The organism is Colwellia sp. 1_MG-2023 (assembly GCF_030546755.1).
In the GTDB taxonomy this organism is placed as follows: Bacteria; Pseudomonadota; Gammaproteobacteria; order Enterobacterales; family Alteromonadaceae; genus Thalassotalea_H.
In genome coordinates this window covers 135,074-161,085 of sequence record NZ_JAUOPE010000005.1, presented here as the reverse complement: position 1 = coordinate 161,085, position 26,012 = coordinate 135,074, and the positions used below count along the sequence as shown (strand labels likewise).

Sequence of the window (26,012 nt, the reverse complement as noted above, 5' to 3'; positions counted from 1 at the left end):
TATACGTATATGCATAATTTAAAAAGACTTTAATTTATTTTCCATTTAAAATCAGTTGTTTCAATAGCAAAAACTTCAACTACGATATTTTCATTTATTTTTGTATTTTCAACTCTTTCATTAAAACGAGATAAAATATTATTCATATCAGTATTGAGGATTTTTAACAGGAAGAGTTCCGCATTTGAGTGTAAAGCCGCCAATATCAGATTTTGATTTTCAAAGGAGTCAGACTTCAGCAATGAAATTAACTGTTCATAACTATCACAGCCATAAACAACATAGGACAACATTTCTTGGCTTTGGCCAAGCGGAATAGATAATTTTTTCGAAAGCCTTTTTGACGAGTAAGTATTATTGGTACACATTCGCTACGCGAATTTACTATCTATTCAAAGTAAATCCATTTCGTTCATAATCGTGATTGCTGAACTCTTTGATGTGGCCTGACTCCACATGACCAAGCACACAAAGACTTGCCTATTATTAAACTAAATCCCACTTTTGGTAATATGAAAAACAGTTTATAGTACGTTTACTACTAAATACCTTTTTCAATTCTGCACTATAAATACAAACTAATTTAAAGGCAGTATAAATGACTAAAAACAATCCACCATTAACCATTGGCCGACTCGCAAAAGCCGCTAATGTAAATATTGAGACAATAAGGCATTATCAACGCAAAGGCTTAATTGTCGAACCTGAAAAGCCGTTAGGCGGTTTTCGTCACTACCCTGATACAAGTGTAGATCGAATTCGATTCGTAAAGCGTGCTCAACAGCTTGGGTTTTCGTTAGAGGAAATAAAGCAGTTGTTAACTTTAGGTGATCAACATTGTGGTGATGTTCAAAGCTTAGCAAAAGAAAAACGGAACGAAATCCAACAGAAAATCGCTGGCTTGCTCACGATTCAAGCTGCATTGGATGACTTAATATCAACTTGTCATACTGATGATACTACTCACTGTGGCTTCATCGATGGATTATCTCAAAAAGGCTTTTTAGAAAAATAACCTTTCTAATTCTCTTAAAAAATACCTAACACCCTCTTGACTCTGTGCTATACCCCAGAGTGTAAACTATCTTATATTAGCCTATATGAGATTTAATTATGACGAGTTCCCCCACACCTAATCGTTCTTTGCTATTAGCAATTGTTGCTGGTTTAGGTGCGTCAGCGTGCTGTATTGGCCCATTGTTATTGCTATCACTTGGCATAGGAGGTGCGTGGGTAGGTAACCTCACTGCTATGGAACCTTATAGCGGATATTTTACTGTGATAACCCTCATTATATTAGGCGTAGTTTTTTATAAATTGTATATAGCCCCTCAAAAGTGTGAGGACGGTTCAATTTGCGCTAACCCTAAAGTATTAAAGAATCAGCGTATTATGTTTTGGATTGTAAGCATAATTTTAATCGTGATGATGAGTTTTCCCTATTACGCAGAGTACATTATTGCTTAATAGAAAAGTGATTAACAAAAGTTGACTGATAACAATACGATTTAACCAATCAAGTTAATTTTGAACATATATTAAAAAGAGGCAAAACAATGAAAAAATTAATTACCGTTTCAATACTGTTAAGCTCAATGCTTATGTTTGGCAACACACTAGCAATGCCACACTCTGAAGCAACCAGTAATGTTGCTACTCAAGAAGTAGCTACTAAAGTTTTCTCGATTGAGAAAATGACCTGCAAGATGTGCAATATAACTATACGTAAGGCGATGGAAAAAGTAGATGGTGTTGTAAAAGCTACTGTTGATTATGATGAAAAAACAGCGACTGTTTTATTTGATCCTAACAAGGCCAGCATTGAAGCTATTGCGTTAGCGTCTACAAATATTGGCTACCCAGCAAAAGTAAAAACTACCAAGTAAGATTTTGCATAAGTCTGCTTGTTGATTAGTTTAGCCATAACAAATGCACCAAAGATTAATAGCAACAAAACTTTAAGGAATTATTATGTCTTCGGATCAATGCTCAACAAGCTGTTGCTCTAAGAGTGAAAGCGAGCAGCTACATGTTGCTATTATCGGTAGCGGCTCTGGTGCTTTTGCTTGCGCTATAAAAGCCGCTGAAAATGGCGCACGAGTGACCATTATAGAAGGTGCTGATGTTATTGGCGGTTGTTGCGTCAATGTTGGTTGTGTTCCATCGAAAATTTTAATTCGTGCTGCGCAATTAGCGCACCAACAACGAAGAAACCCATTTGATGGGCTTGAGAATAATAACCCTCAAATAAGCCGTGCTCTGCTAGCTCATCAACAAAAGTCTCGTGTTGAAGAGCTACGCGAAGCTAAATATGAAAGTATTCTAAAGAAAAACTCGGCATTATCTTTGATTAAAGGCTATGCGAGTTTTAAAAACGAAAGTACATTGATTATCCAAAAACCAGATGGCACTAATGAAGAACTGCATGCAGATCGAATATTGATAGCCACTGGTTCAACTCCGTCAATTCCGCCAATTAAAGGATTAGAAAATACCCCTTACTGGGCATCAACAGAAGCACTATTTGAACAAGAGTTACCTGAAAGCTTAATAGTAATCGGCTCTTCAGTTGTTGCGCTAGAAATCGCTCAAGCCTACGCTCGTTTAGGGACTCGTGTAACTGTGTTAGCACGACATACTTTATTGTATTCAGAAGACCCTCTTTTGGGTGAAAAGCTTAAACAGTGCTTTGAAAATGAAGGTATCAAAATACTAGATAATACGCAGGCAAGCATTGTAAGTCATGATGGAAGCCAATTCTCATTAGGTACTAATGATGGGACTTTAAAGGCTGACAAACTACTCATCTCTACAGGTCGTAATGCAAATACAACTAAACTTGGCTTGGACAGTATTGGTGTTGAATCAGAAAAAAATGGTGCGATCAAAGTCAATGATCGCATGGAAACATCAATAGCGAATATCTATGCCGCAGGTGATTGCTCTAACATGCCTCAATTTGTTTATGTGGCTGCGGCAGCAGGAAGTAGAGCTGGTATTAATATGACAGGCGGTGATTCTAGACTTGATTTATCTACCATGCCTGCTGTGATTTTCACTGACCCACAAGTTGCAACGGTAGGTTTAACTGAAGAGCAAGCTATATCTAAAGGACTTGATGTTATTAGTCGAGTTTTGGACATGGAAAATGTGCCGAGGGCGTTAGCTAACTTTGAAACTGATGGCTTTATTAAGTTAGTTGCTGAGCGTGAAAGTGAGCGCATTATTGGGGCACAGATCTTAGCACATGAAGGTGGAGAGTTAATACAGAGTGCGGCATTAGCTATCAGTAACCAAATGACCGTTACTGATTTGGCAAACCAATTATTTCCATACCTAACTATGGTCGAAGGTTTAAAGCTGTGTGCTCAAACTTTTAATAAAGATGTATCTGAGCTTTCATGCTGTGCAGGTTAATCAAAACAATATGGAAGAAGTTCGCCCTCTACTGTTACCTAATATACACAAATAATGAGCTTAAAGCTGAAGTGCCCATTAAAAGTATCCGATCACAAATATTGTTAGCTTTGTTATCTAATAGAAAAATGGCGATTTCCCCAACAAGATACTATAATTGGATACTAGGGGAGTATAAGTAATGTTGAGTATTAACCTATTAAGTGTCAATACAAATATAGCGGATGTAAATTCCGCTAGTGCTGGTCTGCCGTTTTTAAATACCGTAACGAAATTAAATCTTAACGTGCTTACTAGTGATTCGGTCAATATCTCTAGTATTGGTATAGAACGCTTGCATAAAGATAATGGAGCAAAAACCACAAAAGATATCGAACAAACCTCTAACGAGGCTGTAAGTGTCACTTCAACTATTGGTCAAAATAAGTCAGCAAATAATTTAAATCACGCACAAGCAAAAGAGCTGTATATTAAAATATCTTCTTTACTATAGCAGTAGATCAAACCACCTCTTTTTCCAGAAAGACAATGACCCATCTCTTACCACGTAAAATATAAAATTATTCCGCATCAGCTACGTACCTAATACGGAATAATCTAAGTTAGGCTATCTTAGTTAACGAGACAACTCCTCAATTTTTTTCCTTGAAAACCAGCGATATAAAACAGGTAATACAAACAGTGTTAACAGCGTGGCCGTTACCAAACCACCTACAATAACACTGGCAAGTGGGCGCTGGATTTCAGCACCTACACCATTTGACATTAGCATTGGGATTAATCCTAATGCAGATGTAATTGCTGTCATAAGTACAGGTCTTAATCTTGACGTTGCTCCTTCAAAAACTGCCTTGGAAGCCTCTAAGCCATCTTTTATTCGTTGGTTGATGCTTTCTACCATTACAACCCCATTTAATACCGCTACACCGAATAAGGTAATAAAACCAACGGAGCTAGGCACTGACAAATACTGATCTGTTAGATACAAAGAAAATACACCACCAATAACTGCAAGTGGCACATTCACTAAAATCAGCATAGCTTGACCAACAGAGCCAAAAGCAAAATAAAGTAACAATGCAATTAGCGCTAAAGATAGAGGTACAACGATAGCTAGTCTGTTTTGAGCACGCTGCTGGCTTTCGAATTGGCCACCTATTGCTACCGAGTAGCCTGAAGGTAGGTCAACTTTCTCAGCAATAACTTTTCTGATGTCGGCTACTACACTGCCCATATCTCTATTCTGAACGTTTGCTTGAATAACGACACGCCTTTGAACATCGTCGCGTCTAACCTGAGGAGGACCTGATTCAAATGAAACTGTTGCAACATCACCTAAGCGTACCCAAGCACCTGTTGGTGACTGAATTCGAATATCTGAAATAGCTTCCTTATTTCGTCGATATTCTTCTTCAATACGCACATAAATATCATAACGTTCATTGCCATTGATGATTTGTCCAGCTTCGACCCCACCAATACCATCTCGCACAACTTCCATTATATCAACAACTGAAAGTCCAAAACGCGATAGCTCTTGCCTATTAGGTTTTACGACAAGTTGCGCTTCACCTGCAATTTGCTCAAGAGCAACATCTCTTGCACCGTCAACACTCTTAATAACTGCTTCAATCTCTTGACCCTTAGCCGCTAAAACGTCTAACTCAGGACCAAATAGCTTTATCGCCAACTGAGCTTTAACGCCAGATAGTAGCTCATCAACACGAGTCGCAATAGGTTGAGAAAAGTTGAGTAGCAACCCAGGGAATTCTTCCAAAGATCTCTCCATTTTTTCTTGAAGTTCATATCGATTAGATGCACTTGACCACTCAGAAACAGGCTTCAATCCTATGTAAATTTCTATGTTATTAACTGGCTCTGGATCTCCACCTATTTCTGCTCGTCCAATTCGGCTTAATGCATAGGTTACTTCAGGAAAAGCCATTAGTTTTTCTTCTAGAATTGGTGCCACAGTGAGCGCAGTATCTAAACTAGAAGAAGGTGCAAGGGTTACCCTTAAGTTAATCGTCCCTTCTTCTAATTCTGGAACGAACTCAGTACCAATGTAGGGAACCAACGCAAAAGCCGACACAACCAATAAAAAAGATGTTGAGATAATTAACTTGGTATGTTTTAAAGCGAATGTTAGACCTTTTCTATAGAGTTTATCTAATGGTTTAAGAACAAAGCTTTCTCTTTCTTTAACACCTGACTTAAATAAATAAGTTGCTAAAGCGGGTACAATAAACAACGCAACCACAATAGCGGATATAACAGCTAAAATGATACTTATCGCCATAGGTTGGAATAACTTTGCCTCAACACCTTCAAAGCTAAATAAAGGCGTAAATACGACTAAAATAATAGAGGCTGCAAAAAAGACGGGACGAGCCACTTCTTTACCTGCATTTTGAAGACGTAATTTAATACCATGCTCATCTTGTTCTACATCATGTGGATCAGTATCAGCACTAGGCACTCTTTCTTTTACAGTTTTTAAGTGGGTAGAGTCTGGTCTATTTAAATGCTTAAACATGTTTTCAACCATCACGACAGAGCCATCAACTAGCATACCAATAGCGACAGCTATTCCGCCTAGCGACATTAAGTTAGCAGATATCCCCCACCAAGCCATGATCATTAACGCAATACCAATAGAAATTGGAATTGAAATTAATACCAAGAAGGTTGCACGTAAATTCATTAAGAATAGAGCCAATACAATACATATGAAAATAAATGCTAGTGAAAGTGCAACAACTACCGTATCAACGGCTTTTTCAATCAAATCAGCCTGATCATAAAATGGCTCAAAGCGAACACCTTTAGGTAATGCTTGATTAATCAATGGGATTCTTGCATTGATACCATCAATGGTAGCTTTAGTATTTGACCCCATGCGTTTTAAGACAATACCAGAGACAACTTCACCTAAGTTCTCTACTTTACCATTGGGTGATTTTCGCGTCATAGTGACAGCACCTTGACGAATTTCACTGCCCATTTCAACTTTAGCAATATCCGAAACCGTCACAACCGTCCCATCAACTGTTTTGACGGGAACTTGTTTAATATTACTTATTCCAGCGTCACCACTTTCAAACCAACCTGTACCTCTAATAACAAGCTGCTCTTGCCCACGATTCATATACCATCCGCCAACATTGGCATTGTTGTTATCTAGGGCACCAACAACGTCTTCTTGGGTTAATTTATAAGAAAGAAGCTTAGATGGATCTACATTTACTTGGTACTGCCTAACAATACCTCCAAAGGAGAGTACATCAGTAACACCATCGACAGGCATAACGAGTAACTTCACAATCCAATCGTTAAGACTTCGAAGCGCCATAGCATCATAGCCTGCATCTTTATCAGAAATAAGAAGGTACTGAAATACTTGGCCCAGCCCTGAGGTGTTTGGCCCCATTTCGGGTGTCCCAACACCTTCAGGTATCAGTTCTTTTGCGGCTTGAAGACGCTCAAATACGAGTTGTCTTGCAAAGTAAATGTCGGTGCCTTCTTTGAAAACAACCGTTACGCCAGATAAGCCCGTTTTAGAAATTGAGCGCACTTGTTCTACATCAGGTAAGGCATACATTACCGCTTCAATAGGGTACGTAATGAGTTGTTCAACTTCTTCAGCAGCCAGTCCTGGCGCTTCAGTATTTACAGCAACTTGAACATTAGTAACATCAGGAAAGGCATCTAAATTTAGTTTTGGAATAACCATAATTGCGCCAACCATGGTGGCAAACAGCGCAATCAAAATCAGGAGTCTATTATTAACAGACCAATCTATTATTTTATTAAACATAGTTTTGCCCCTTAGTGGTTATGCGGATCGAATCCGCCTTTAGCGATTTCAGACGCAACAAAAAATGCGCCTTTGGTTACAATTCGCGTTCCACTATTAAGGCCAATGATTTCTCTAAAACCACCTAAGGCTCGGCCTAGTTCTACTTCTACAGCTTTAAATTCTCCAGGGTGGTCTTCGACAAATACGGTCCAATCACCATCTGCGCTGCGGATCAATGCTTCTTCTGGCACAGCCATCACTTTTTGCTTTGTGGCGAACTGAAAGTAAACTTTTACAAACATGCCTGAATGGAGGTTATCATCCGAATTTTCTACTCCTAATCTAATAATTCGAGTACGAGTAATAGGGTCAATTGTATGGGCTTCTTGGATAACTTTGGCATTGTAACTCTGGCCTTCTAATTTAAGTACCGCAGGAGAGTCAATTGATAAATTAAGCTTTTTATTTGGAGAAACTTTTGCTTCAACCCATAATTGTTTTTCATCAGCTAGCAACATAACGGTATCCCCAGCATCAACACGTTGCCCTTGGATAAAGTCGTCTTGAAGCACTACTCCTTCACGCTGTGCCGTTAACGTATATTGCCCGAATGCCTTAATATCCTTATTAGAAATACTTTTAATTGCTTTTTCAGTTAACCCTAAAGCAATGAGTTTTCCGTATGAAGCGTTGTAAGTCGTTTCAGCTTGTAATAAGCGGCTTTCACTTACTGTTTTATTACCTAGTTTTTTAATACGTTGCCATTCCGTTGAAGCGATTAGATAGTCCGCTTGCGCTTGTGACATGGACTCACTAAATAGAGTGACCAGTTTTTGTCCCTTATCTACATGTTCGCCAAGCGCTGCATGGCGACTGATAATAACTGACTCTGTACGTGGGGATACCACATAACTTTTATAGCCATTAGCTTTTATTTCGCCAGGTGCATACACGGTGCTAAATTGATATTCAGGCTTAACACTTTCCACTTTGATGTTAGCAAGCGACATCTTCTTTGGATCAATAGTGATACCTTCTTCATGCTCTTCTTCCTCTTTATTATCACCTTCATGGCCGTGCTCATCATGACCATCTTTTTCTTCTTCATGTCCCTTTTCGTGATCGTCATGATCATCTTTATGTTCTTTTACATCTTGCTTCGAAACCTTTGCGACAGAACCAGTACCATCTGACGACTGTGCAAAAGCATGATGATTTGTAGTAAGCCCAACTAACAGGCTGCTAATTACTACGGCTAATAATTTTTTACTAAATATTGTATTCATTTTTGTAACCTATATTTTTGATAAATTTAAGATTTCGTTTTTCGCTACTGAAAAAGTAAACGTTCAAATCTCAAATTTTGATAACTGACCCATACTTAAAACGAAAGATATTTCTGCAAGCTTGAATTGATTTTCCAAACGTATTCCTGCGTGAAGACCTTCAGCACGTTGATTCAATGCAAGTAGGTAGTCAGAAGTATTGATGTCACCAGCTTCCCAGCGCTTATTTAATAAATTTGCGCTGCTATCTAATCTGCCTTGTGTGAGTTTTCGCCATTGCTCATAGTATTTTTTACTTACATTAAACGATTCATAATTAGCTTTTGCTTCAAAAGACTGCTTTCGATAAACCGACCGAAAGTTAGCCTCTGCTGCAATTGCTTCTGAATAAGCGGCTTTAACAGTATCTGAATAGTTATTTCTGATGTTTAAAGGAACTGAGAAAGTCAAACCAACCAAGTCTTCATCTCCACTTCTCCCTGCGCTAATTCCAATGGTTGGATTAGCTTTAGATTCCATAGTGGTTAGCTGAGCTTTAGTTTGTTGTCCCTTCCATTGCGCTTTAGCGAGTTTAACTTTTGGATGATCTTCAACCCACTGAGAGTTAAATGAATAGCTTGTTGCTCCAAAAGTAAATGAAAACAAATTGGCAGTATTAGACGTCCAATCAGGCAATAACTCCTGAACCTTTACCTCTGCATTTTTCAAAGCAATTTGCGACTCAGATATTTCACTGAAAATTTGGGACAAGTTTAAATAGACCAGTTCAGCGTCAAGTGGCTCTAGAAGTCCTGCTTTTCGCTTATCTTCAACAATTCCAACGAGCGTTTGTAATTGATTTTCTCTTTCTGAAAGTAACTGAGCCGCCTTTTTTGCTGCTTGCCAATTAACTATTGCAGTTAAAGCGTTAGCCTTTTTAGAATCGAGTAGAGATAACAACTGTTGCTGGTTTGCATAAACATCAATTTCACCAATGCTTTTATTTGCTGATTGCTTATCCCAAAAATCAATCGTTTGACTGATACCAATAGAGTAATTATCAAAATCCCCCTCTTTTTCATAGCTTGCTTCAAGCTCTGGGTTATATACGGCTTGAGTTAAGCTTTTTGCTCTATGATTACTTGCATTAAGTAACTCTTTAGCCGCAACAACTTCGGGATCTTTATTTATTTGACTATCTAGCCATGAAATATTTTTCTGTTTGCCATAACTGACAACTGAAAAACTCACAGCCATGCATAAAGACAGGACTAACCCTGTATTTTTTAAATATATATACATAAAAATTCTTAATTTTAAAATTAATAAACACGAACTATTTATCCTTTATTAAAGGATAAATAGGTCATTAAAAATCAATCTAATTAAGAAATGGGTGGACGAAGTATCGCCTCAAGGTAGGTATTTGTTTGATCAATTTGATATGGCGTTTTATTGATAATGTTTAGTTTGCCCGTGGTATTTGAATTACTGACTAAAATCCAAGATAAGTGACTGCCACTGCAATGACCGCAGTGATGACAATCTTTTTCATTATGCTGCTCATCATCTGTATTATCGTTTAAGGCATTTCGGTCATCGGCATGATCATGTTGAGTTTGAAGATGTTCTATATCAATCTGGTGATTCTCAGATGTTGAAGATGCGACAGCAGTTAACGATTGTAAAACAATCGAAACAACCAATAGCATTTTTAGTACAACATTAAGGTTCAAAGTTATTACCTAGTAAATATAGTAATTAAAATACTAGCAGAAACTATTTACTTAAACTAGCTTTCCCAGTCAGTTTCCACGCTTTTACATTAAATAACTTTTTATTTGACTCTATAGCCACTATAGATTTTACAATGTGATAATAAATATCATTTAGATTTGAACTGTGGAACTCATTTTATGCCCTTTTCCCCAAAAGTAAAACAGGAAAGCCAATACTATAACTATTTAAAGCCGCTAGCTTATTTGATCTTGCTAGTCACAGCATTTTTTTCAAAATTTTGTATAGCTTCCAATTTGGAAGAGTTTTCGCAGCATCGACAAATTATACAATTAGCAGAATATGTAGGTGTTGATTATGAGTCGGCTATTAAGGACGGCCAAGTTATTAACGATGATGAATATCAAGAAATGCTTGAATTCTCCAAGTTGATAGTTGAAAAAACGTCAATTAATAATAATTATATGCGTTCACTCAATGAGAAAGCATTAGCTTTACAAACAGCTATTTCAACTAAGCAAAATGCAAATATTGTCAGGAAAATTACATCTGAGTTACGAATTTCATTATTGGCTATGATGCCAGAGCTACCTCTCCCTAAAAGGTTACTTTCTAAAGAAGCGACGTTTTCTTTATTTGAAAATAACTGTGCGAGTTGTCATGGTATTTCAGGTCAAGGAAATGGTGTTTTGGCATCGGGATTAGAGCCTGCTCCTACCGATTTTACCGATAAAACACGTGCAGAAAACCGTTCACTTTTAGGCTTATTTGATGCCATATCTAATGGGCTTGATGACACTGCCATGCCTGCATTTACACAATTAAAAGAACAGCAGAAATGGTCCCTTGCATTTTATGTAGGTGGTTTGGCATTTAAATCATCAAGTGAATTAACAAAACCATCACAATCAATTTCATTACAAAATTGGATAAATTATAGTCCATTAAAGTTATCGACAGAAACTGACGGATTAACTAAAAATGAAATTGAAGGATTAAGGGCTAATCCTACATTATTGTTTACCAATCAAAGTAGTCCTATCGCTATAACCAAAACTCAATTAGCTGCCGCAAGCAATGCGTATAAAAATGAGGAGTACGAGAAGGCTAAGACACTTGCTGTGAGTGCTTATCTAGATGGTTTTGAATTAATTGAAAATAGTTTGGATGCACGAGACAAAGATTTACGAAAAAGCATCGAAGGAAACTTGATTAAGCTTCGTCAAGTTTTAAGTAACGCGCAACAGGTTAATCAATTTGAAAGCCTTATGGAGATTACTGTGGGGCAACTCCATGATGCGGAAGAATTGTTGACAGAAACCACTTTGTCAAATGAAGCTCTTTTCACTGCAAGCTTAGTTATCTTACTAAGAGAAGGTTTAGAAGCGTTGCTAGTTGTACTGGCTTTAATAACAGTATTAATTCGAACTAAACGTCATGATGCCTTAAAATATGTCCATTTTGGTTGGTTCAGTGCGCTATTAGCAGGTTTTGCTACTTGGGCGGTAGCACAGTCAATTATCAATATCAGTGGTGCGAGTCGGGAAGTCATGGAAGGTATTGCTGCAATGGTTGCAGCAGTAATGTTGTTTTATGTTGGGATCTGGATGCATAGCAAAACGAATGCTGAACATTGGCAGGCATATATTCAAAAGCACATTAATTCACAATTAGAAGCGGGTACACTGTGGGGACTAGCAGTGCTCTCATTTATTGCTGTTTATCGAGAGGTTTTTGAAACAGTCTTATTCTATCAATCACTTGTAACACAAGCCTCAACAACTCAATACTCATTTGTTATCAGTGGATTTTTATTCGGGGTAGCTGTGTTATCGATTCTTGCATGGGGAATGTTTAGATATTCTGTTAAATTGCCAATTGCTCGTTTCTTTTCTACAACAACTTACTTGCTTTTAGTTCTATCATTCATATTAATGGGTAAAGCCATCTCAGCTCTTCAAGAGGCTGCGATTATAGGAATCACTCCGTTACCTATTAATGTGGAAGTTACATGGTTCGGTATAGGTTCTACTTGGCAAGGTATAACAGCTCAGGTGACCATTCTGATATTATTTTCACTGTATATGTATCGTTCAAGGAATCGCAATGCCTCATAATTTACACAGTAGTTAGTAATCATTCATTGAGCATCACCACTAACTTAATTAAGAGCAGTTATTTTACTAGCTAATCTTAAAACTGGGATGTTATTAGAAGAGTTAAATCGTCTTAATACTTAATGTCGGAAACTCACCAATAAAGATTATAAAACCTATTGACTCTATAGTTGCTATAGATTTTATACTCAACGAAATATTGTTACGGAATGTTAAATATGTCAGAAAAATGTAGTGGTCAGTGTCAATCATCTCCTACCAACGAAGACGTAAAAATTGATACACAATTAGATAACTATGGTGGCGCGTTTGTCAGTACATATAAAGTGCCTCAAATGGACTGTCCTTCAGAAGAGAGATTGATTAGGTTAGCGCTTGACTCTATTAAGCCTTCCGTTGGGTTGCAATTTGATATCCCTAATCGATTGGTTAAAGTTTTCCATGATGACAATTTAGAAGAGATCACAAATAAACTTCAATCACTAAATTTAGGTTCTCAATTAGAATCAACAAAAAAAAGTTGCAGCACAGAAGCTGCAAAAGCAAAAAATCTAGCCCAAAAAAATGAGATGAAAGAAGCGTCAACGCTAAAATGGTTGCTGGCTATTAACGGGATCATGTTTTTTGTAGAAATAATTGCTGGGATTATTGCACAGTCTGCTGGCCTTATTGCAGACTCATTAGATATGTTTGCTGACGCTGCCGTATATGGTTTGGCTATTTATGCGGTAGGTAAAAGTATCAGCATGAAACTTAGAGCGGCACATATCTCTGGTGTGCTTCAGATTATTTTAGCGCTAGGTGCTTTGAGTGAAGTCGTAAGACGCTTTATTTATGGTAGTGAGCCTATGTCATCTTTAATGATGATATTTGGTGGAATAGCACTAATCGCTAACATTGCTTGTCTGTTTTTAATATTTGGCAATAAAGAAGACGGCGCTCATATGAAAGCGAGTTGGATTTTTTCCGCAAATGACGTTATCGCAAACATTGGCGTAATCTTAGCTGGCTTATTAGTTACAGTAACAAGCAGCCGTTATCCAGATTTAGTGATTGGTTTGATAATTGCCCTTGTCGTTTTAAACGGTGCTCGCCGCATCTTACAGCTAAAGTATTAGCTGAAATCAATCATGACCATTTATTTAAATTTTAAAACCATTATTGACACCTGTATAGCTAGTTTAAGTCTGGCTCAAACGGCTAAAGGTAAATGAACTTATGAAAAACAATACCTACATTCCACCACTACGATTTCATTGGTTAACGAGTTTTTATGACAGCCTCGTTGCTATCACCACGAGAGAAGCATTTTTTAAAAAGCTGATTGTTGATAAAGTTGCCAACGTCAAAGGAAACAATCTACTTGATGTTGGTTGTGGAACAGGAACGCTCACAAAATTAATAGCTGAAAAATCACCTAAACATACCGTAATAGGCTTAGATGCAGACCAAACCGCTCTAGATATTTCACAGAAAAAAGTTATAGGCAAAGATCTAAATATTTCTTTTAGACAGGGCTTTGGACAAAAAATGCCTTTTGATGAAAACTCTTTTGACATCGTAGTTTCAAGTTTGTTTTTTCACCACTTAAACAGTTCAGCTAAGCTCGCGACATTAACTGAAATTCGTCGGGTACTGAAACCGGACGGTACTTTAATAATTGCAGACTGGGGAAAGCCTACTTCAATATTTCAACGGATATTGTTCTTTGTCGTTCAGGTATTAGATGGTTTCGAAACTACAAAAGATAATGTAGATGGAGTTATTCCCTCTTTGGTGGTTGAATCAGGGTTTACTCATGTTTCAGATTTAAACATAGTCCCAACGCCTTTGGGAACTATCAGACTGATTGAAGCGAACTAGATAACAATGAACCTAATGCACCCATCATATTTCAAACCATATATATCATACGTTATAATGATTTTAATCGCGGTGCAGTCTGTGTTTTTTTCGCTAGAAGAGCTTGAAATAAACTTGATAGAAAGTTCTTTTAACACATCACTAACTGAGTCAACTACCCCACTAAAAGCTTCAGAAACCTCCAATATATTTGAAGTAAATAATAGCAACAGTTCAATTGAAAATTGTAATTTTTGTTGCTGTTGTCACTTGTTTTTAAATGCAGATTCTTCTTGTAATATTTTACAAGCAATAGATCATTTTCCTACCTACGCCTTAGTTTCTCCTGAGCTAAAAGGCTATATGTCGGTGCCATTTCGTCCCCCTAAATACGCCTAATTTTTATATCAAATTTAAAAAGGTCAACATTATTGACCTAAATAACAATATAAATTTATAGGAAAGTATATATGGCACTTTATACCTGTGTGCATCGCAAGATAGAAATTTTGAGGTGTGTAACACCTCGGCTCAAATATATCGCGTTTCTCGCTTTGTCACTTTTTACATTTAATGTTTATGCATTTGAAAAGCAGTTAAATCTTCAAGAGGCAATACAGCGAACGCTTAAACAAAATCCTGAACTCAAAATATTTGATTTCAAACAAACCGCATTAATAGGACGAGAACAAACAGCAAGTTTAAATCCCGCTTATGAACTAGAACTTGAAGCCGAGAACTTTGCAGGCTCAGGTGAATTCTCTGCATTCGAAAGCGCAGAATTAACTGTCGCTCTATCTTCGGTTATTGAAATGGGAGATAAACGCTCAGCGCGAATTGGGCTTGTTTCAAACTCAAGAGCATTGCTCACTGCTGAAAAAGAGGTAGCAGCACTAAACTTGATGGCTCAAGTCACTGAAAAGTACGTGGAAGTACTTGCAGCCCAACAAAGAGTTATATTGGCAGATAATGCACTGAAGTTAGCACAAGAAACGTTAGAGATTGTATCTCAACGTAACCGCGCAGGTGCAACTCCTGAGGCTGAAGTGAAACGCTCAAAAGCAGTTATTGCTCAGGCAAATCTAACTGTTCAATCGGAACAAAAGCGCTTGGAATATTTAAAACTTTCTTTAGCAGCTTTCTGGGGAGAAAACTCTGTAACCTTCTCTGAAGTACAAGGTGATCTTTTTCAGTTTGGCAATAACAGTGACTTTAACAGCCTTTTTGCGAAGTTAGAAAAAAATCCAGCGATTCAAATCTATGCAAGCGAACAACGACTAAAAGAGGCTGAAATACAGTTAGCTAAAACAGAGTCAACTGCCAATATCAAATGGTCTGTCGGTGTTAGGCGCTCTCAAGAAGCTAATGATACGGCACTGGTCGCTGGTTTTAGCTTACCTTTGTTTGCTGAAAAGCGAAATTCTGGCGCAATCGCTAGTGCCTTAGCAGAGCGTGATCAAGTTGCCATAGAGAAAGAGGCGACTAAGTTGAGGTTTAGAAATCACTTACTACGAGCATACTCCAATAGAAAACAAGCCATATTAACAGCTAATTCATTAAAGCAGTCGGTTATCCCAATGCTTGAAGATGCACTGGAAGATACTCAAGACGCCTATCAAAAAGGTCGATATGGATATCTTGATTATGTATCGGCTAGACAAGAGCTGTTAAATGCTCGGCGAACCCTCATTGATGCGGCATCTGCTGCCCTAATTTATGGCGCAGAGATAGAAAAACTAACAAACGAAGCGCTGTCACTCTAAAAAAAGCATCACTTTAAGCTTAATAACAATTTATTGATTCAGTTATTAACTGAATCGTTTAGGAATTAAAAATGAAAAACTATTTACTCGCACTATTGATTTTTATTGGGTATTTGTCACCCATTCAAAGTGTTTTCGCTAGTGAAGATGAACATGAAGGCGAAGAAGGCATAAGCAAAATCGACAATAACATGGCAAAAAAGGTTGGTGTTGAAACAGCCTATTTAGCTTCAAAAACGTTGAACCAAACTATCCCTGTATACGGCTCTACGACGATAGGCGCTGAACAATTATTTCAAGTTGGCGCTAGATATAACGGCGTTATAAAGACAATAAACTCCACTGTTGGTGATACGGTAAAAAAAGGCGATCTATTAGCCGTTATTGAATCTAATGAGAGCTTAAATACTTATAAAATAACATCGCCTGTTTCTGGGACTGTTTTACAGCGAAATGGAAATATTGGCGGTATCACGCAAAACACTAGCTTGTTTGAAATCGTCAATTTTGACACCTTGTGGGCTGAATTTAAGGTGTTTACCAGCCAATATAATCAAATTAAAGTCGGTCAACCTGTTGATATTGAGCATGGTGAACAGGCATTCAACTCAACCATCACCAATATAATTCCAGCTAAAGATCAGTCTTATGTTTTAGCACGTGTACGTTTAAACAACACTGAGTTAAAGCTAACGTCAGGTCAATTATTAAAAGGCAACGTCAAAATAAATCAATTCAAGGTGGATTTAGCCGTTGAGAAAGTTGCTATCCAAGAACTGGGAGGACAATTTGGTGTCTTTGTAAAAGAAGATGAAGAGTATGAGTTTGCACCACTTGTCCTCGGTCGTTCAGACAAAAACTATATCGAGGTCATTGATGGCCTCAGTAAAGACGCTGAATATGTAAACAAAAACAGTTATCTGATTAAAGCAGATATATTGAAATCTGAAGTAGAAGACGACGATTAGGAGACGCAATATGATTGAATCAATTTTGCGTCTTGCAATAAATAGGCGCTACTTAGTATTAAGCTTGCTGATGGTAATCATCGGCGTTGGTATGTGGAGTTATCAAAAACTTCCCATTGATGCAGTTCCAGATATAACAAACGTACAGGTACAAATAAATACTTCTGCTCCCGGTTATTCACCTTTAGAAGCAGAGCAAAGGGTAACCTTTCCTGTAGAAACCGCGTTAGCTGGACTACCAAAACTGTCTCACACCCGTTCCCTGTCAAGATATGGTTTATCCCAAGTAACCGTTATTTTTGAAGAGGGAACAGATATTTATTTCGCACGCAACTTAATCAATGCCAGACTAGCTGCGATAAAAGGCGTTATTCCCTCTGGCTTAGAGCCAGAAATGGGTCCTATTTCTACAGGGCTTGGCGAAATATTTATGTATACACTGCAAGCTTCTCCTGACGCTAAAATGTCTAATGGAGAACCTTATACCGCTATTGCCCTGAGGGAAATTCAAGACTGGATCATTAAACCGCAATTGGCTCAAGTTAAAGGCGTCATTGAGGTCAACAGCATCGGCGGCTACAACAAGCAATATCACATCACGCCGAAACCTGAAAAATTACTTTTTCATCGTGTAAGCTTTGAAGAAATATCTGATGCATTGCGTAAAAACAATGATAACCGTGGCGCGGGTTATATAGAGCAAAACGGACAACAAGTGTTGGTGCGCTCCATTGGGCAACTTGCGTCAATAGATGAAATCCTCAATGTCATCATCAAAAAGAACGATGGTATTCCTGTAAAAATAAGTGATGTTGCCAATGTTGCTATAGGAAAAGAACTTAGAACAGGGGCTGCTACTCGTAATGGCATTGAGACAGTGCTTGGTACAACCATGATGCTGATTGGTGAGAATTCTCGCACCGTTGCTTTAGAAGTGGAACAGAAGCTCAGCGAAATACAAAAATCTCTGCCAAAGGGTATTACCGCCGAGCCTGTTTACGATAGAACAACTTTAGTAGATAAAGCGATTGCAACCGTTACCAAAAATCTCGTTGAAGGTGCGCTATTTGTTATCGTTGTACTTTTCTTGTTGCTTGGAAATTTACGCGCCGCATTAATAACAGCCGCCGTAATACCACTATCAATGTTAATGACAATTACAGGTATGGTACAAGCAGGAGTATCTGCCAATTTAATGAGCCTCGGTGCATTGGACTTTGGTTTGATAGTGGACGGGGCTGTCATCATCGTTGAAAACTCTGTTCGTCGGTTAGCTGAGGCGCAACACAACGGTCATAGGCAAGACCTAAGGGAACGACTAAATACTGTTTTTGAAGCCACTTCAGAAGTCATACGTCCAAGCCTGTTTGGTGTAGCCATTATCACAGTGGTATACATACCCATTTTCACCCTAACTGGTGTTGAAGGGAAAATGTTTCATCCTATGGCGGCAACTGTCGTAATGGCGTTAATATCAGCCATGATCCTTTCAGTTACACTGGTTCCTGCTGCTGTTGCGATATTTATGAAAGGTAAAATCAGCGAAAAAGAAAGTGTTGTTATTCGTTCAACCAAGTCTATCTATAAACCATTGCTAATTATGGCAATGAAATTTCGTTGGATTATTGTTTCATTTGCAACGCTGTTAATGGGGTATAGCCTTTGGTTAGCAACTACGCTTGGGACAGAATTTGTTCCACAATTAAATGAAGGTGATATTGCACTACAGGCGTTAAGAATTCCTTCGACTGGCCTAGAGCAATCAGTAGAAATGCAAGAAGTACTTGAAAAACGTATTAAAGCATTTCCTGAGGTTGATAAAGTATTTTCGCGCATCGGTACTCCAGAAGTTGCGACTGACCCAATGCCACCGAGTATTGCTGATATCTTTGTTATATTAAAACCACGCAAAGATTGGAATGAACCTTCAAAACCGAAGAGTGAATTAGTTGAAGAAATGGAAGAGGTATTGAAAAACATTCCTGGCAACAACTATGAATTCACTCAACCTATTCAAATGCGTTTCAATGAATTGATTTCAGGTGTTAGAGCAGACGTAGGTATCAAAGTATTTGGCGATGATTTGGATCGGTTATTACTGACCGCAAAAGATATTCTAAATATTGTGAAAACCGTCGATGGTGCAGCAGATGCCCGAATGGAACAAGTCACAGGTGTTCCATCTTTATCGGTAATCCCTAAACGCGAAGCGCTTGGTAGGTATGGTTTGAGTGTTACTGAACTGCAAGACTGGGTTGCCACAGCAATAGGCGGTGAATCTGCGGGGATCATTTATGAAGGTGACAGACGGTTTGAGTTAGTTGTTCGTTTACCAGAGCAAATAAGAACGGATATCGATGGCTTGAAGTATCTGCCGCTTCCACTTGAGAATGGTAACTATGTGCCACTTGAAGAAGTTGCAGAGCTTAAATCAGAGTATTTACCTGCTCAAATTAGCCGTGAGAACGGAAAAAGAAGAGTTGTGGTTACCGTCAATGTACGTGGTAGAGATTTAGGCGGTTTTGTCAAAGAAGTGAAAGCTAAAATTAATCAGGAAGGAGAAATCCCAGCAGGATACTGGCTTGATTATGGCGGAACGTTTGAACAACTAGAGTCAGCGAGTAAAAGATTAAGCTTAGTTGTGCCGATCACATTAGTTGTTATCTTAGGTATTTTGGTTATTGCATTTGGTTCATTAAAAGATGCATTGATCATTTTCAGTGGCGTGCCTTTAGCATTAACTGGGGGCGTATTCTCTCTTTATTTAAGAGACATGCCTTTATCTATTTCGGCAGGTGTCGGCTTCATTGCATTGTCAGGTGTTGCCGTATTAAATGGCTTGGTTATGTTGGCTTTTATTCGAGACCTTTGGCATGAAAAAGGCGATCTTTACTTAGCGATCATTGAAGGTGCCATCATTCGTTTAAGACCTATTTTAATGACGGCACTAGTTGCAAGTTTAGGTTTTATTCCAATGGCGCTAAACACTGGAATTGGAGCAGAAGTACAACGACCACTAGCAACAGTTGTTATCGGCGGTATTGTATCTTCTACCATTTTAACTTTGTTTGTATTACCTGTTTTATATCAGTGGGCGCATGGCTCAGAGATTAGTAAACAGCAATCTGACGAAATTTAATGCCCCAAAAGCAGCTTAATTTATGTTTAAGCTGCTTTTATATTTAATCTTTTTTATTTCAACTTTTAAAGTTTAATTCGCATCGTCTCGGCAACTTTCATTTAAAAACTCAAACTCTATCGTCGTATGCGATAAATGATAGGAAGCTAATTTAGTTGCAACTTCTTGTTTAAGTCTAATTAAGTTTTCAACTTCAAAGTTGTCACTCAGCTCAAGATGAGCTGTTAAAACGTGACTTTCACCATCTAGTGACCAAAAGTGCATGTGATGGATACCATTAACTTCTGGAAATTCCATTAATGATTGTTTAATACGTTCTTGGGTCTCTTTTTCTGGTGCCGCTTGAAGAAAAAGTACCAACGTTGATTTCAAGTTTCTAAAAACGTTAAATAAGATAAATAGCGTGAAGCCAATTGATAATAAAGGGTCTAAAATTGGCAGTTCAACAAAAAAAAGTACGACAGAAACAATAAGAACAGCAACCCAGCCAAGTACATCTTCAAGTAGATGCCATGTCAGCACTTTTTCATTTAGTGTTTCACCCGCTTTTAATTTAAATACCGCATATCCGTTAACGACAACACCGAGTATGGCAAGTCCCAGCATCCCCTCAACTACAGGCATTTCAGGATTGGACAACCTCGGTATTGCTTCAAATAAAACCCAAATAGAACCAATAATCAAAACGATACTATTTACCAATGCACCAAAAAGTGTAAGTCGGCGATAACCATAACTGAATTTGTCTGATGCTTCTTTATCTGAAAAACGACTTAAAATCCACGCAAAACCTATTGAAAGACTATCACCAAGATCGTGAACTGCATCAGCCATTATCGCGGTACTGTTGGTTAGCCAACCGCCAATAAATTCAATAATAGTAAATATCACATTAAGAAAAAACGCCCAACCAATGCGGTCGTTTTTTTCATGATGGTGACTGTGACTATGGTTGTGCATTTTGTACCTCCAGTGCTTTTGTATTTCTAATTTTTGATACATTCATATTAATCAAATGACGGATCACGCGTTGATACAACCAACGTTTTACTCCTGATAAATTTGTGCCTTTTTCTAGGTAAAATTCATCAGGGGAATTATAAAGTCCAAAGTTGTCATGGATACCTTCTTTTTGAATATAGGTATCCTCTCCACGCCAATCTGTATCTGGTGATGAAAAGCACTTTGTCGCAACACCATAACCACAAAAATCATCTTTTTCTTGGTTAAACTTCTGCTGTAGTGAGGTTAAGTATTGCCTATCTAATATAAAGCCCTCTAAATTAATCCAGTGCCCATCAAAATAAACTTCTACCCAACTATGGATAATATATTTAGGTGCTAGCCAAAATATATAGCTGGGAATGGCACCTTTTTGTAATTGCTGATCAATGGTAAAACCATGGAAACGACACTGGATACCTAATCCACGCAAGAGTGCCATTAATAGATTACCCTTAGTATTACATTGCCCATAACCATCTGCTAGCACATCGCTTGCTGCAATATCATCGCTTTCATTATAGCCGAAGAGAATCTCATCTTTTACAAACTGATAAGCGGCACCAATTTTGTTGAAATCATCCAAATTTTTCCACCCTCGTTTATTAATAAGAGATTGGATATTCTTGTGTTCAAAATTAACAACATTCGTATTATTTAAATATTTCTCAGCCATTTTATACTCCGGTTAACTTGTATATTATTACTATAAATCCTATAGTAACTATAGAGTCAAGTTTGTTAGGGAATTTTATGAAAATAGGCGAGTTCTCAAAAAAATCAGGTTGTTCAATACAGACAATTAGATATTATGAAAGAGAAGGATTGCTGTTAAATCCAAACCGTTCAGAAGGTAATTTTAGGCTGTATGATAGTAAAGCACTAAAACAATTGGAATTCGTAAAACATTGTCGCAGCCTAGATATATCACTCAATGATATTAAACGTCTTATCGAATTAAAAAATAAGCCAGAAGAAAGCTGCTCTAGCGTTAATGCATTAATTGATCAGCAACTCGCATTAGTGAATAAGCGCATGAAAGAATTAAGAGCGCTTAAAGCAGAGTTACAACAGATGGCAAGTGCTTGTGGTTCAAACAATACTATTGAAGCATGTGGGATCATAAAATCTTTAGATAGTTAATCCTTTTAGGGTTATGCAGGCAGAATATAAATCGTTAACACCTACTACTGTTAATACCACTTTGTTAAGATTTACCAACAGTAATTGCACGCTCCGACATAAAATCATCTGATGCGGCATAAACTGTTCCAAAATATGAATCCCAGCTTTTCCCTTCAAAAGCAGTAATCAAGTCAACTAGTTGATGAAACTCACCTCCAGATTCTGAAAGGTGTTGAGCATCCCACAGTTGATCAAGCCGCTTTAACGCAGACGTTAACTCTTCCTGATTACTTATTTTATTTGCTGACAAAATATCTTTTACATCAATTCGTGAACAACTATCATGCTTTTCATCATTAGGCTCAATAACGGTTAAACTATCACCGCACATATCAGCAAAGCACTTCTGGCAGAGATCAATACTGATTTGATTGCCATCACCGTGAATACTTCCATAGCCACATTTATGATCAATACTTATAAACTCATGAAATTCGTAGTCATCTTGAGTTGCATGTTCGCCACAACCATTACAAGTGAGTTTAGAGATCACTTTAACAACTTTATCTTCAAAATTTTTCATGATTACTCTAAATTTTTTGCTGATTCTTTAATAGCATTAACTCTTCAGTGTTCTTGTCTATAGACAATAAAACAAGGCTATCTTCGGTTAATAAAATGCATCGTTTCAACGGATGATGATGATCATCTAACCGCCTCAATATTGAGTTTAGCTCGCGTTTAAACTTAGCTGGCCTAAGCACCTTGCAGCTTAAGTTGGCAATTTCTAGGCTGGAACTACCCAGGCTTTTGAATTCAATCAAATCACCAACTTCAAAATAGTCACTGAATTTATCTTTTGGCAGTGAAAATAATACACTGCTATCTGAATCATCTTAAAATTCAGTTGGGCACCTATTTACTTTGACTTCAAAATTTTCATTGAGATGATCGACTGAGGTCATTATTGCTCTTTGACTATGTATCATTTGACCACCGTTCAATGTAATCGTTTTGCATCTTCACGCTCTAATTTCTCTCTTGCTTCAATTACTTCAGCAGGTGAAAGCAACAAATGTCTCATAACTACAAATTCAGATAATCTCAACTCAAAACTTTCGGGTTTATCTTCAGTGACATAACAATTATCGCTTTTTGTAATGAATTCAAAGTTATTTTGAGATTTGATAATTGATGTTATTACCCTTTGCCCTTTCTCAAATAGATACGTTTGATCTGAATGAACAATACCGAATAACATTTCCCCAAGAAAAATTTTCTCATCATTATGGAAATCAAAAACACTCAATACTGTTGCGCTTTTTAAGAATGTTTTTATCATAACGCATTCACCAGCCAATCTACGTGAGCAAAAGGTCTCAAGATCATTAGGTAATATGAGTTATTGAAAACAATTCGAAATTGACATGCATCTTTACGAGATAAAAGTGAATCATTAATCCATTGGTTTTTCGGTGAATAGCACTTTTCACCGTCCTCGATTTTGTTCAGAAAAATGCACTCAAGAGTTAATCTTTCACTTCCTAAATTTAAAATAAACACCTGCTTTTCTTCAGTATCTTTTATCCGAATATTAATATTGGGGGCGTGTCCAATGTCAGTGATTGACAAATGCGGTGATAATGGGAAACCAAATACCAGATAGTTTTGGTTATTTATTTTAAAATAAGAAGGATTGCGGTCAGGAGTATCTGATTCAAAATTTGATAAGCAGTCACAGCTATCAGCTACCCATTTTATATGTTCATCTATTTTTATTCTTTCTTCGTTTGTTTTAGCAGATGAGTCATCTGATTGTGTAAGATTCGTATGAAGTGAATGCTTTACGTTATCAACAGAGAACTCATCAAATGAAACTTTTGTTGCTAGAAAACGGAATGGTATTTCATTGATTAACAGATCAGTGCTTAAAACAGCGTAATGATCTTGTAATGAATCAAAACATAGTTGCCAATCCAATTCGATGTGCTCGGCATCTACAATGTATTTTGACTCATTCTCAAGACCAAATAATTTATATAAATTTGAAATCAAATCAATATCAGAAATATTTATTACTGCCTTCGATTCTAGTCGAATCGCCATTTGTTCTATTTCTAAATGAAGTTCTTCAATTAATTCTTTATCTTCCACTTCACAGATCAATACGTACTTTAACTTTTGATATTCAGATAAAGCCCCAAAACTTGATGCATAATTAAATTCAGCTATTGAGTCGCATAAATCTTCAAAGTCTATATGTTGGTAGATAGTTTTTGCTAATAAATCATAACCAAATGATTCAGGTAAATTTAGGGATTTTGCAAGAAGTTTAGCTTGGAGTTTTAACTTTAAGGTTAATGTGTCTGATGTGATCATTTAGTTATCCATAAATTAAAACAAACAACAGCCTACTAACGCCAGTTTGTTAATTATGAAAACCAAATTTTTACGGATGCTCTGCTTCATCGTTCATATTTAAATATCAGCTAAATATGTGTAGGCATAGGCTGTCCGTTCAGCCTTTTTTGCTAATATATATGAGAGTAAAACGATTGTAAACAGAACAGAATTATACGTATCTGTATAATTTAAAAGGATTTTATTTTATTTTACTTTTAAAATCAGTTGGTTCAATACCGAAAATTTCAACAACGCTATTTTCGTTTATTTTTATTTTTTCAACCCTTTCATTAAAACGAGACAAAATATTATTCATATCAGTATTGAGAAATTTCAGAAGGAAGTCTTCTGCTTTAGGGTGTAAAGCCGCTAATATCAAATTTTTATTTTCAAAGGAGTCAGACTTCAGCAATGAAATTAACTGTCCATAACTATCACAGCCATAAACAACATAGGACAACATTTCTTGGGCTTGCCCAAGCGGAATAGATATTTTTTTTGAAAGCCTTTTTGCCTGTCTTTTTACATTATTAAGCAAGTCGTCATTTTTTAGCGACATTTATTCACCAATACAAAAATAAACAACAAAAAGCCCACTGCACTTCTTGTTGAATAAATTTTTATTGGAAAATGATCCGCTATGCGAATTAACTAACTACTCAAAGTAAATCCATTTCGTCCGCTAATGTGGGAACTGGCCTCTTTGATACGGCCTTACTTCATATGATAACACATACAAAGTCATGCCTATTATTACACTAAATTTCACTTTTAGTAATATGATAAACAGTTTTTACTGCATTGATATTATTCATCAAGGTAATACATATCATGGCTAGAAAATTTTTCTCGATTAGACGAACTTTAATACGAGCAGCATCCATAATTAGGAGGATTGAAGCACATTAAGCCTTTTCCATTGGAGCCGTAACAAGTAGCCCTCCATTACTTACTATATCTTTAAATACACCTGAAATAGCATAATCAACTAATGCTGCTGTCGCAGCTTCTAGAAATTTAATAAGAACTTCGCCATAGTGATTGTGATAAGACATTTTTAAATCTGTCGCAAATTTAGATTTGTTGAAAACATACCTTGCGAAATCTTTTCTTTGTTGAAATGGTAAGTACTGACCGTCAATAAAATATAAATATTCGATGCCTTCGTCACCAGCAACACTTACATTTTGCTTAATTAAAATTTTTGAAAACTCGTACTCTTTGATTATTTCAAATAGCTTAAAGTACAGAAACTCCAATTCTTTCTTACTAAAATCTTTGTTGTGAAGTAGCTCTTTTTTCAACTCTTCTTTTAATTCACTTTTATAAAAACAATTTACGCTCATTTTATTACCTCAATAATATTTTTTATGTTATCTCCTATTAATTAACTCCTAACGGTCATTGTTTCACAGTTAATACACTGAAATCTATA

The 26,012-nt window shown here is 37.0% G+C and carries 25 protein-coding genes; 13 read left to right on the top strand and 12 right to left on the bottom strand.

The genetic code is table 11. The features are described 5' to 3' along the window. Positions 1–29: 29 nt before the first annotated feature. Positions 30–368, bottom strand: a complete 339-nt coding sequence (locus Q4493_RS07740) for a hypothetical protein (protein ID WP_077283658.1) — start codon at positions 366–368, stop codon at positions 30–32. A gap of 230 nt (positions 369–598) precedes the next feature. On the opposite strand from Q4493_RS07740, the gene merR reads away from it, so the two are divergent. The 5 genes from merR (at position 599) to Q4493_RS07715 (ending at position 3,910) form a co-directional block, all read left to right on the top strand. Further along, positions 599–1,015 carry an Hg(II)-responsive transcriptional regulator gene (gene merR, locus Q4493_RS07735; protein WP_077283660.1) on the top strand — a complete coding sequence of 139 codons (417 nt, stop codon included), beginning with the start codon at positions 599–601 and terminating at the stop codon, positions 1,013–1,015. A gap of 98 nt (positions 1,016–1,113) precedes the next feature. Further along, on the top strand, positions 1,114–1,467 hold the full coding sequence (locus tag Q4493_RS07730; protein ID WP_077283662.1) for a mercuric transporter MerT family protein: 354 nt from the start codon (positions 1,114–1,116) through the stop codon (positions 1,465–1,467). 89 nt (positions 1,468–1,556) lie between these two features. Next, positions 1,557–1,886: a heavy-metal-associated domain-containing protein gene (locus Q4493_RS07725; protein ID WP_273210493.1), complete on the top strand. Its 330-nt coding sequence runs from the start codon at positions 1,557–1,559 to the stop codon at positions 1,884–1,886. An 85-nt stretch (positions 1,887–1,971) separates the two neighbouring features. Beyond that, positions 1,972–3,417: a mercury(II) reductase gene (gene merA / locus Q4493_RS07720; protein ID WP_077283666.1), complete on the top strand. Its 1,446-nt coding sequence runs from the start codon at positions 1,972–1,974 to the stop codon at positions 3,415–3,417. Between the two features lie 181 nt (positions 3,418–3,598). Then, on the top strand, positions 3,599–3,910 hold the full coding sequence (locus Q4493_RS07715; RefSeq protein ID WP_077283668.1) for a hypothetical protein: 312 nt from the start codon (positions 3,599–3,601) through the stop codon (positions 3,908–3,910). A 123-nt stretch (positions 3,911–4,033) separates the two neighbouring features. On the opposite strand, the gene Q4493_RS07710 is transcribed toward Q4493_RS07715, so the two are convergent. The 4 genes from Q4493_RS07710 to Q4493_RS07695 form a co-directional block, all read right to left on the bottom strand. Further along, positions 4,034–7,234, bottom strand: coding sequence for an efflux RND transporter permease subunit (locus Q4493_RS07710; protein WP_303451145.1), 3,201 nt, complete (start codon positions 7,232–7,234; stop codon positions 4,034–4,036). Positions 7,235–7,245: 11 nt separating this feature from the next. Then, a complete protein-coding gene (locus Q4493_RS07705; RefSeq protein WP_303451143.1) occupies positions 7,246–8,502 on the bottom strand; it encodes an efflux RND transporter periplasmic adaptor subunit in 1,257 nt (418 codons plus the stop codon). Between the two features lie 63 nt (positions 8,503–8,565). Further along, complete coding sequence (locus Q4493_RS07700; protein ID WP_303451140.1) at positions 8,566–9,783, bottom strand: TolC family protein; 1,218 nt, start codon at positions 9,781–9,783, stop codon at positions 8,566–8,568. An 83-nt stretch (positions 9,784–9,866) separates the two neighbouring features. Further along, complete coding sequence (locus tag Q4493_RS07695) at positions 9,867–10,217, bottom strand: hypothetical protein (RefSeq protein WP_303451138.1); 351 nt, start codon at positions 10,215–10,217, stop codon at positions 9,867–9,869. A 297-nt stretch (positions 10,218–10,514) separates the two neighbouring features. Between Q4493_RS07695 and Q4493_RS07690 the strand changes: the two genes are divergently transcribed. The 7 genes from Q4493_RS07690 to Q4493_RS07660 all read left to right on the top strand — a co-directional run bounded on the left by Q4493_RS07690 (position 10,515) and on the right by Q4493_RS07660 (position 20,047). Then, positions 10,515–12,335 (top strand): cytochrome c/FTR1 family iron permease, encoded by a 1,821-nt coding sequence (locus Q4493_RS07690; protein ID WP_303451134.1) that lies wholly within the window; start codon positions 10,515–10,517, stop codon positions 12,333–12,335. Between the two features lie 218 nt (positions 12,336–12,553). Continuing rightward, positions 12,554–13,453 (top strand): cation transporter, encoded by a 900-nt coding sequence (locus Q4493_RS07685; protein ID WP_303451131.1) that lies wholly within the window; start codon positions 12,554–12,556, stop codon positions 13,451–13,453. Between the two features lie 100 nt (positions 13,454–13,553). Then, complete coding sequence (locus tag Q4493_RS07680; RefSeq protein ID WP_303451129.1) at positions 13,554–14,198, top strand: class I SAM-dependent methyltransferase; 645 nt, start codon at positions 13,554–13,556, stop codon at positions 14,196–14,198. An 81-nt stretch (positions 14,199–14,279) separates the two neighbouring features. Continuing rightward, the gene (locus Q4493_RS07675) at positions 14,280–14,576 is read left to right on the top strand and encodes a hypothetical protein (protein WP_233131303.1); all 297 of its coding nucleotides are present in this window, start codon (positions 14,280–14,282) and stop codon (positions 14,574–14,576) included. 71 nt (positions 14,577–14,647) lie between these two features. Further along, positions 14,648–15,940 carry a TolC family protein gene (locus Q4493_RS07670; RefSeq protein WP_085301213.1) on the top strand — a complete coding sequence of 431 codons (1,293 nt, stop codon included), beginning with the start codon at positions 14,648–14,650 and terminating at the stop codon, positions 15,938–15,940. Between the two features lie 71 nt (positions 15,941–16,011). Continuing rightward, complete coding sequence (locus Q4493_RS07665) at positions 16,012–16,908, top strand: efflux RND transporter periplasmic adaptor subunit (RefSeq protein ID WP_303451120.1); 897 nt, start codon at positions 16,012–16,014, stop codon at positions 16,906–16,908. A gap of 10 nt (positions 16,909–16,918) precedes the next feature. Next, positions 16,919–20,047, top strand: a complete 3,129-nt coding sequence (locus Q4493_RS07660; RefSeq protein WP_303451118.1) for an efflux RND transporter permease subunit — start codon at positions 16,919–16,921, stop codon at positions 20,045–20,047. Positions 20,048–20,119: 72 nt separating this feature from the next. Here Q4493_RS07660 and Q4493_RS07655 read toward each other — a convergent pair whose 3' ends face one another. After that, positions 20,120–21,007, bottom strand: a complete 888-nt coding sequence (locus Q4493_RS07655; protein WP_008114333.1) for a cation diffusion facilitator family transporter — start codon at positions 21,005–21,007, stop codon at positions 20,120–20,122. Continuing rightward, on the bottom strand, positions 20,994–21,725 hold the full coding sequence (locus tag Q4493_RS07650; protein ID WP_303451115.1) for a transglutaminase family protein: 732 nt from the start codon (positions 21,723–21,725) through the stop codon (positions 20,994–20,996). The genes Q4493_RS07655 and Q4493_RS07650 overlap by 14 nt, the downstream gene beginning before the upstream one ends. Positions 21,726–21,802: 77 nt before the next feature. Here Q4493_RS07650 and cadR point away from each other — a divergent pair, with 77 nt between their 5' ends. Next, complete coding sequence (cadR, locus tag Q4493_RS07645; protein WP_036985255.1) at positions 21,803–22,192, top strand: Cd(II)/Pb(II)-responsive transcriptional regulator; 390 nt, start codon at positions 21,803–21,805, stop codon at positions 22,190–22,192. A gap of 64 nt (positions 22,193–22,256) precedes the next feature. Here the strand turns inward: cadR and Q4493_RS07640 are convergent, their stop codons facing one another. The 5 genes from Q4493_RS07640 to Q4493_RS07620 form a co-directional block, all read right to left on the bottom strand. After that, entirely contained in the window at positions 22,257–22,757 is a 501-nt protein-coding gene (locus tag Q4493_RS07640) for a hypothetical protein (RefSeq protein WP_303451111.1), read from the bottom strand. Between the two features lie 417 nt (positions 22,758–23,174). Beyond that, positions 23,175–23,516: a hypothetical protein gene (locus tag Q4493_RS07635; RefSeq protein WP_242285782.1), complete on the bottom strand. Its 342-nt coding sequence runs from the start codon at positions 23,514–23,516 to the stop codon at positions 23,175–23,177. Continuing rightward, a complete protein-coding gene (locus tag Q4493_RS07630; protein ID WP_303451103.1) occupies positions 23,513–24,553 on the bottom strand; it encodes a hypothetical protein in 1,041 nt (346 codons plus the stop codon). Before Q4493_RS07630 ends, Q4493_RS07635 begins: the two co-directional genes overlap by 4 nt. A gap of 223 nt (positions 24,554–24,776) precedes the next feature. Beyond that, a complete protein-coding gene (locus Q4493_RS07625; RefSeq protein WP_303451101.1) occupies positions 24,777–25,136 on the bottom strand; it encodes a hypothetical protein in 360 nt (119 codons plus the stop codon). Positions 25,137–25,482: 346 nt separating this feature from the next. After that, positions 25,483–25,923 (bottom strand): hypothetical protein, encoded by a 441-nt coding sequence (locus tag Q4493_RS07620; protein ID WP_303451098.1) that lies wholly within the window; start codon positions 25,921–25,923, stop codon positions 25,483–25,485. Positions 25,924–26,012: the final 89 nt, after the last annotated feature.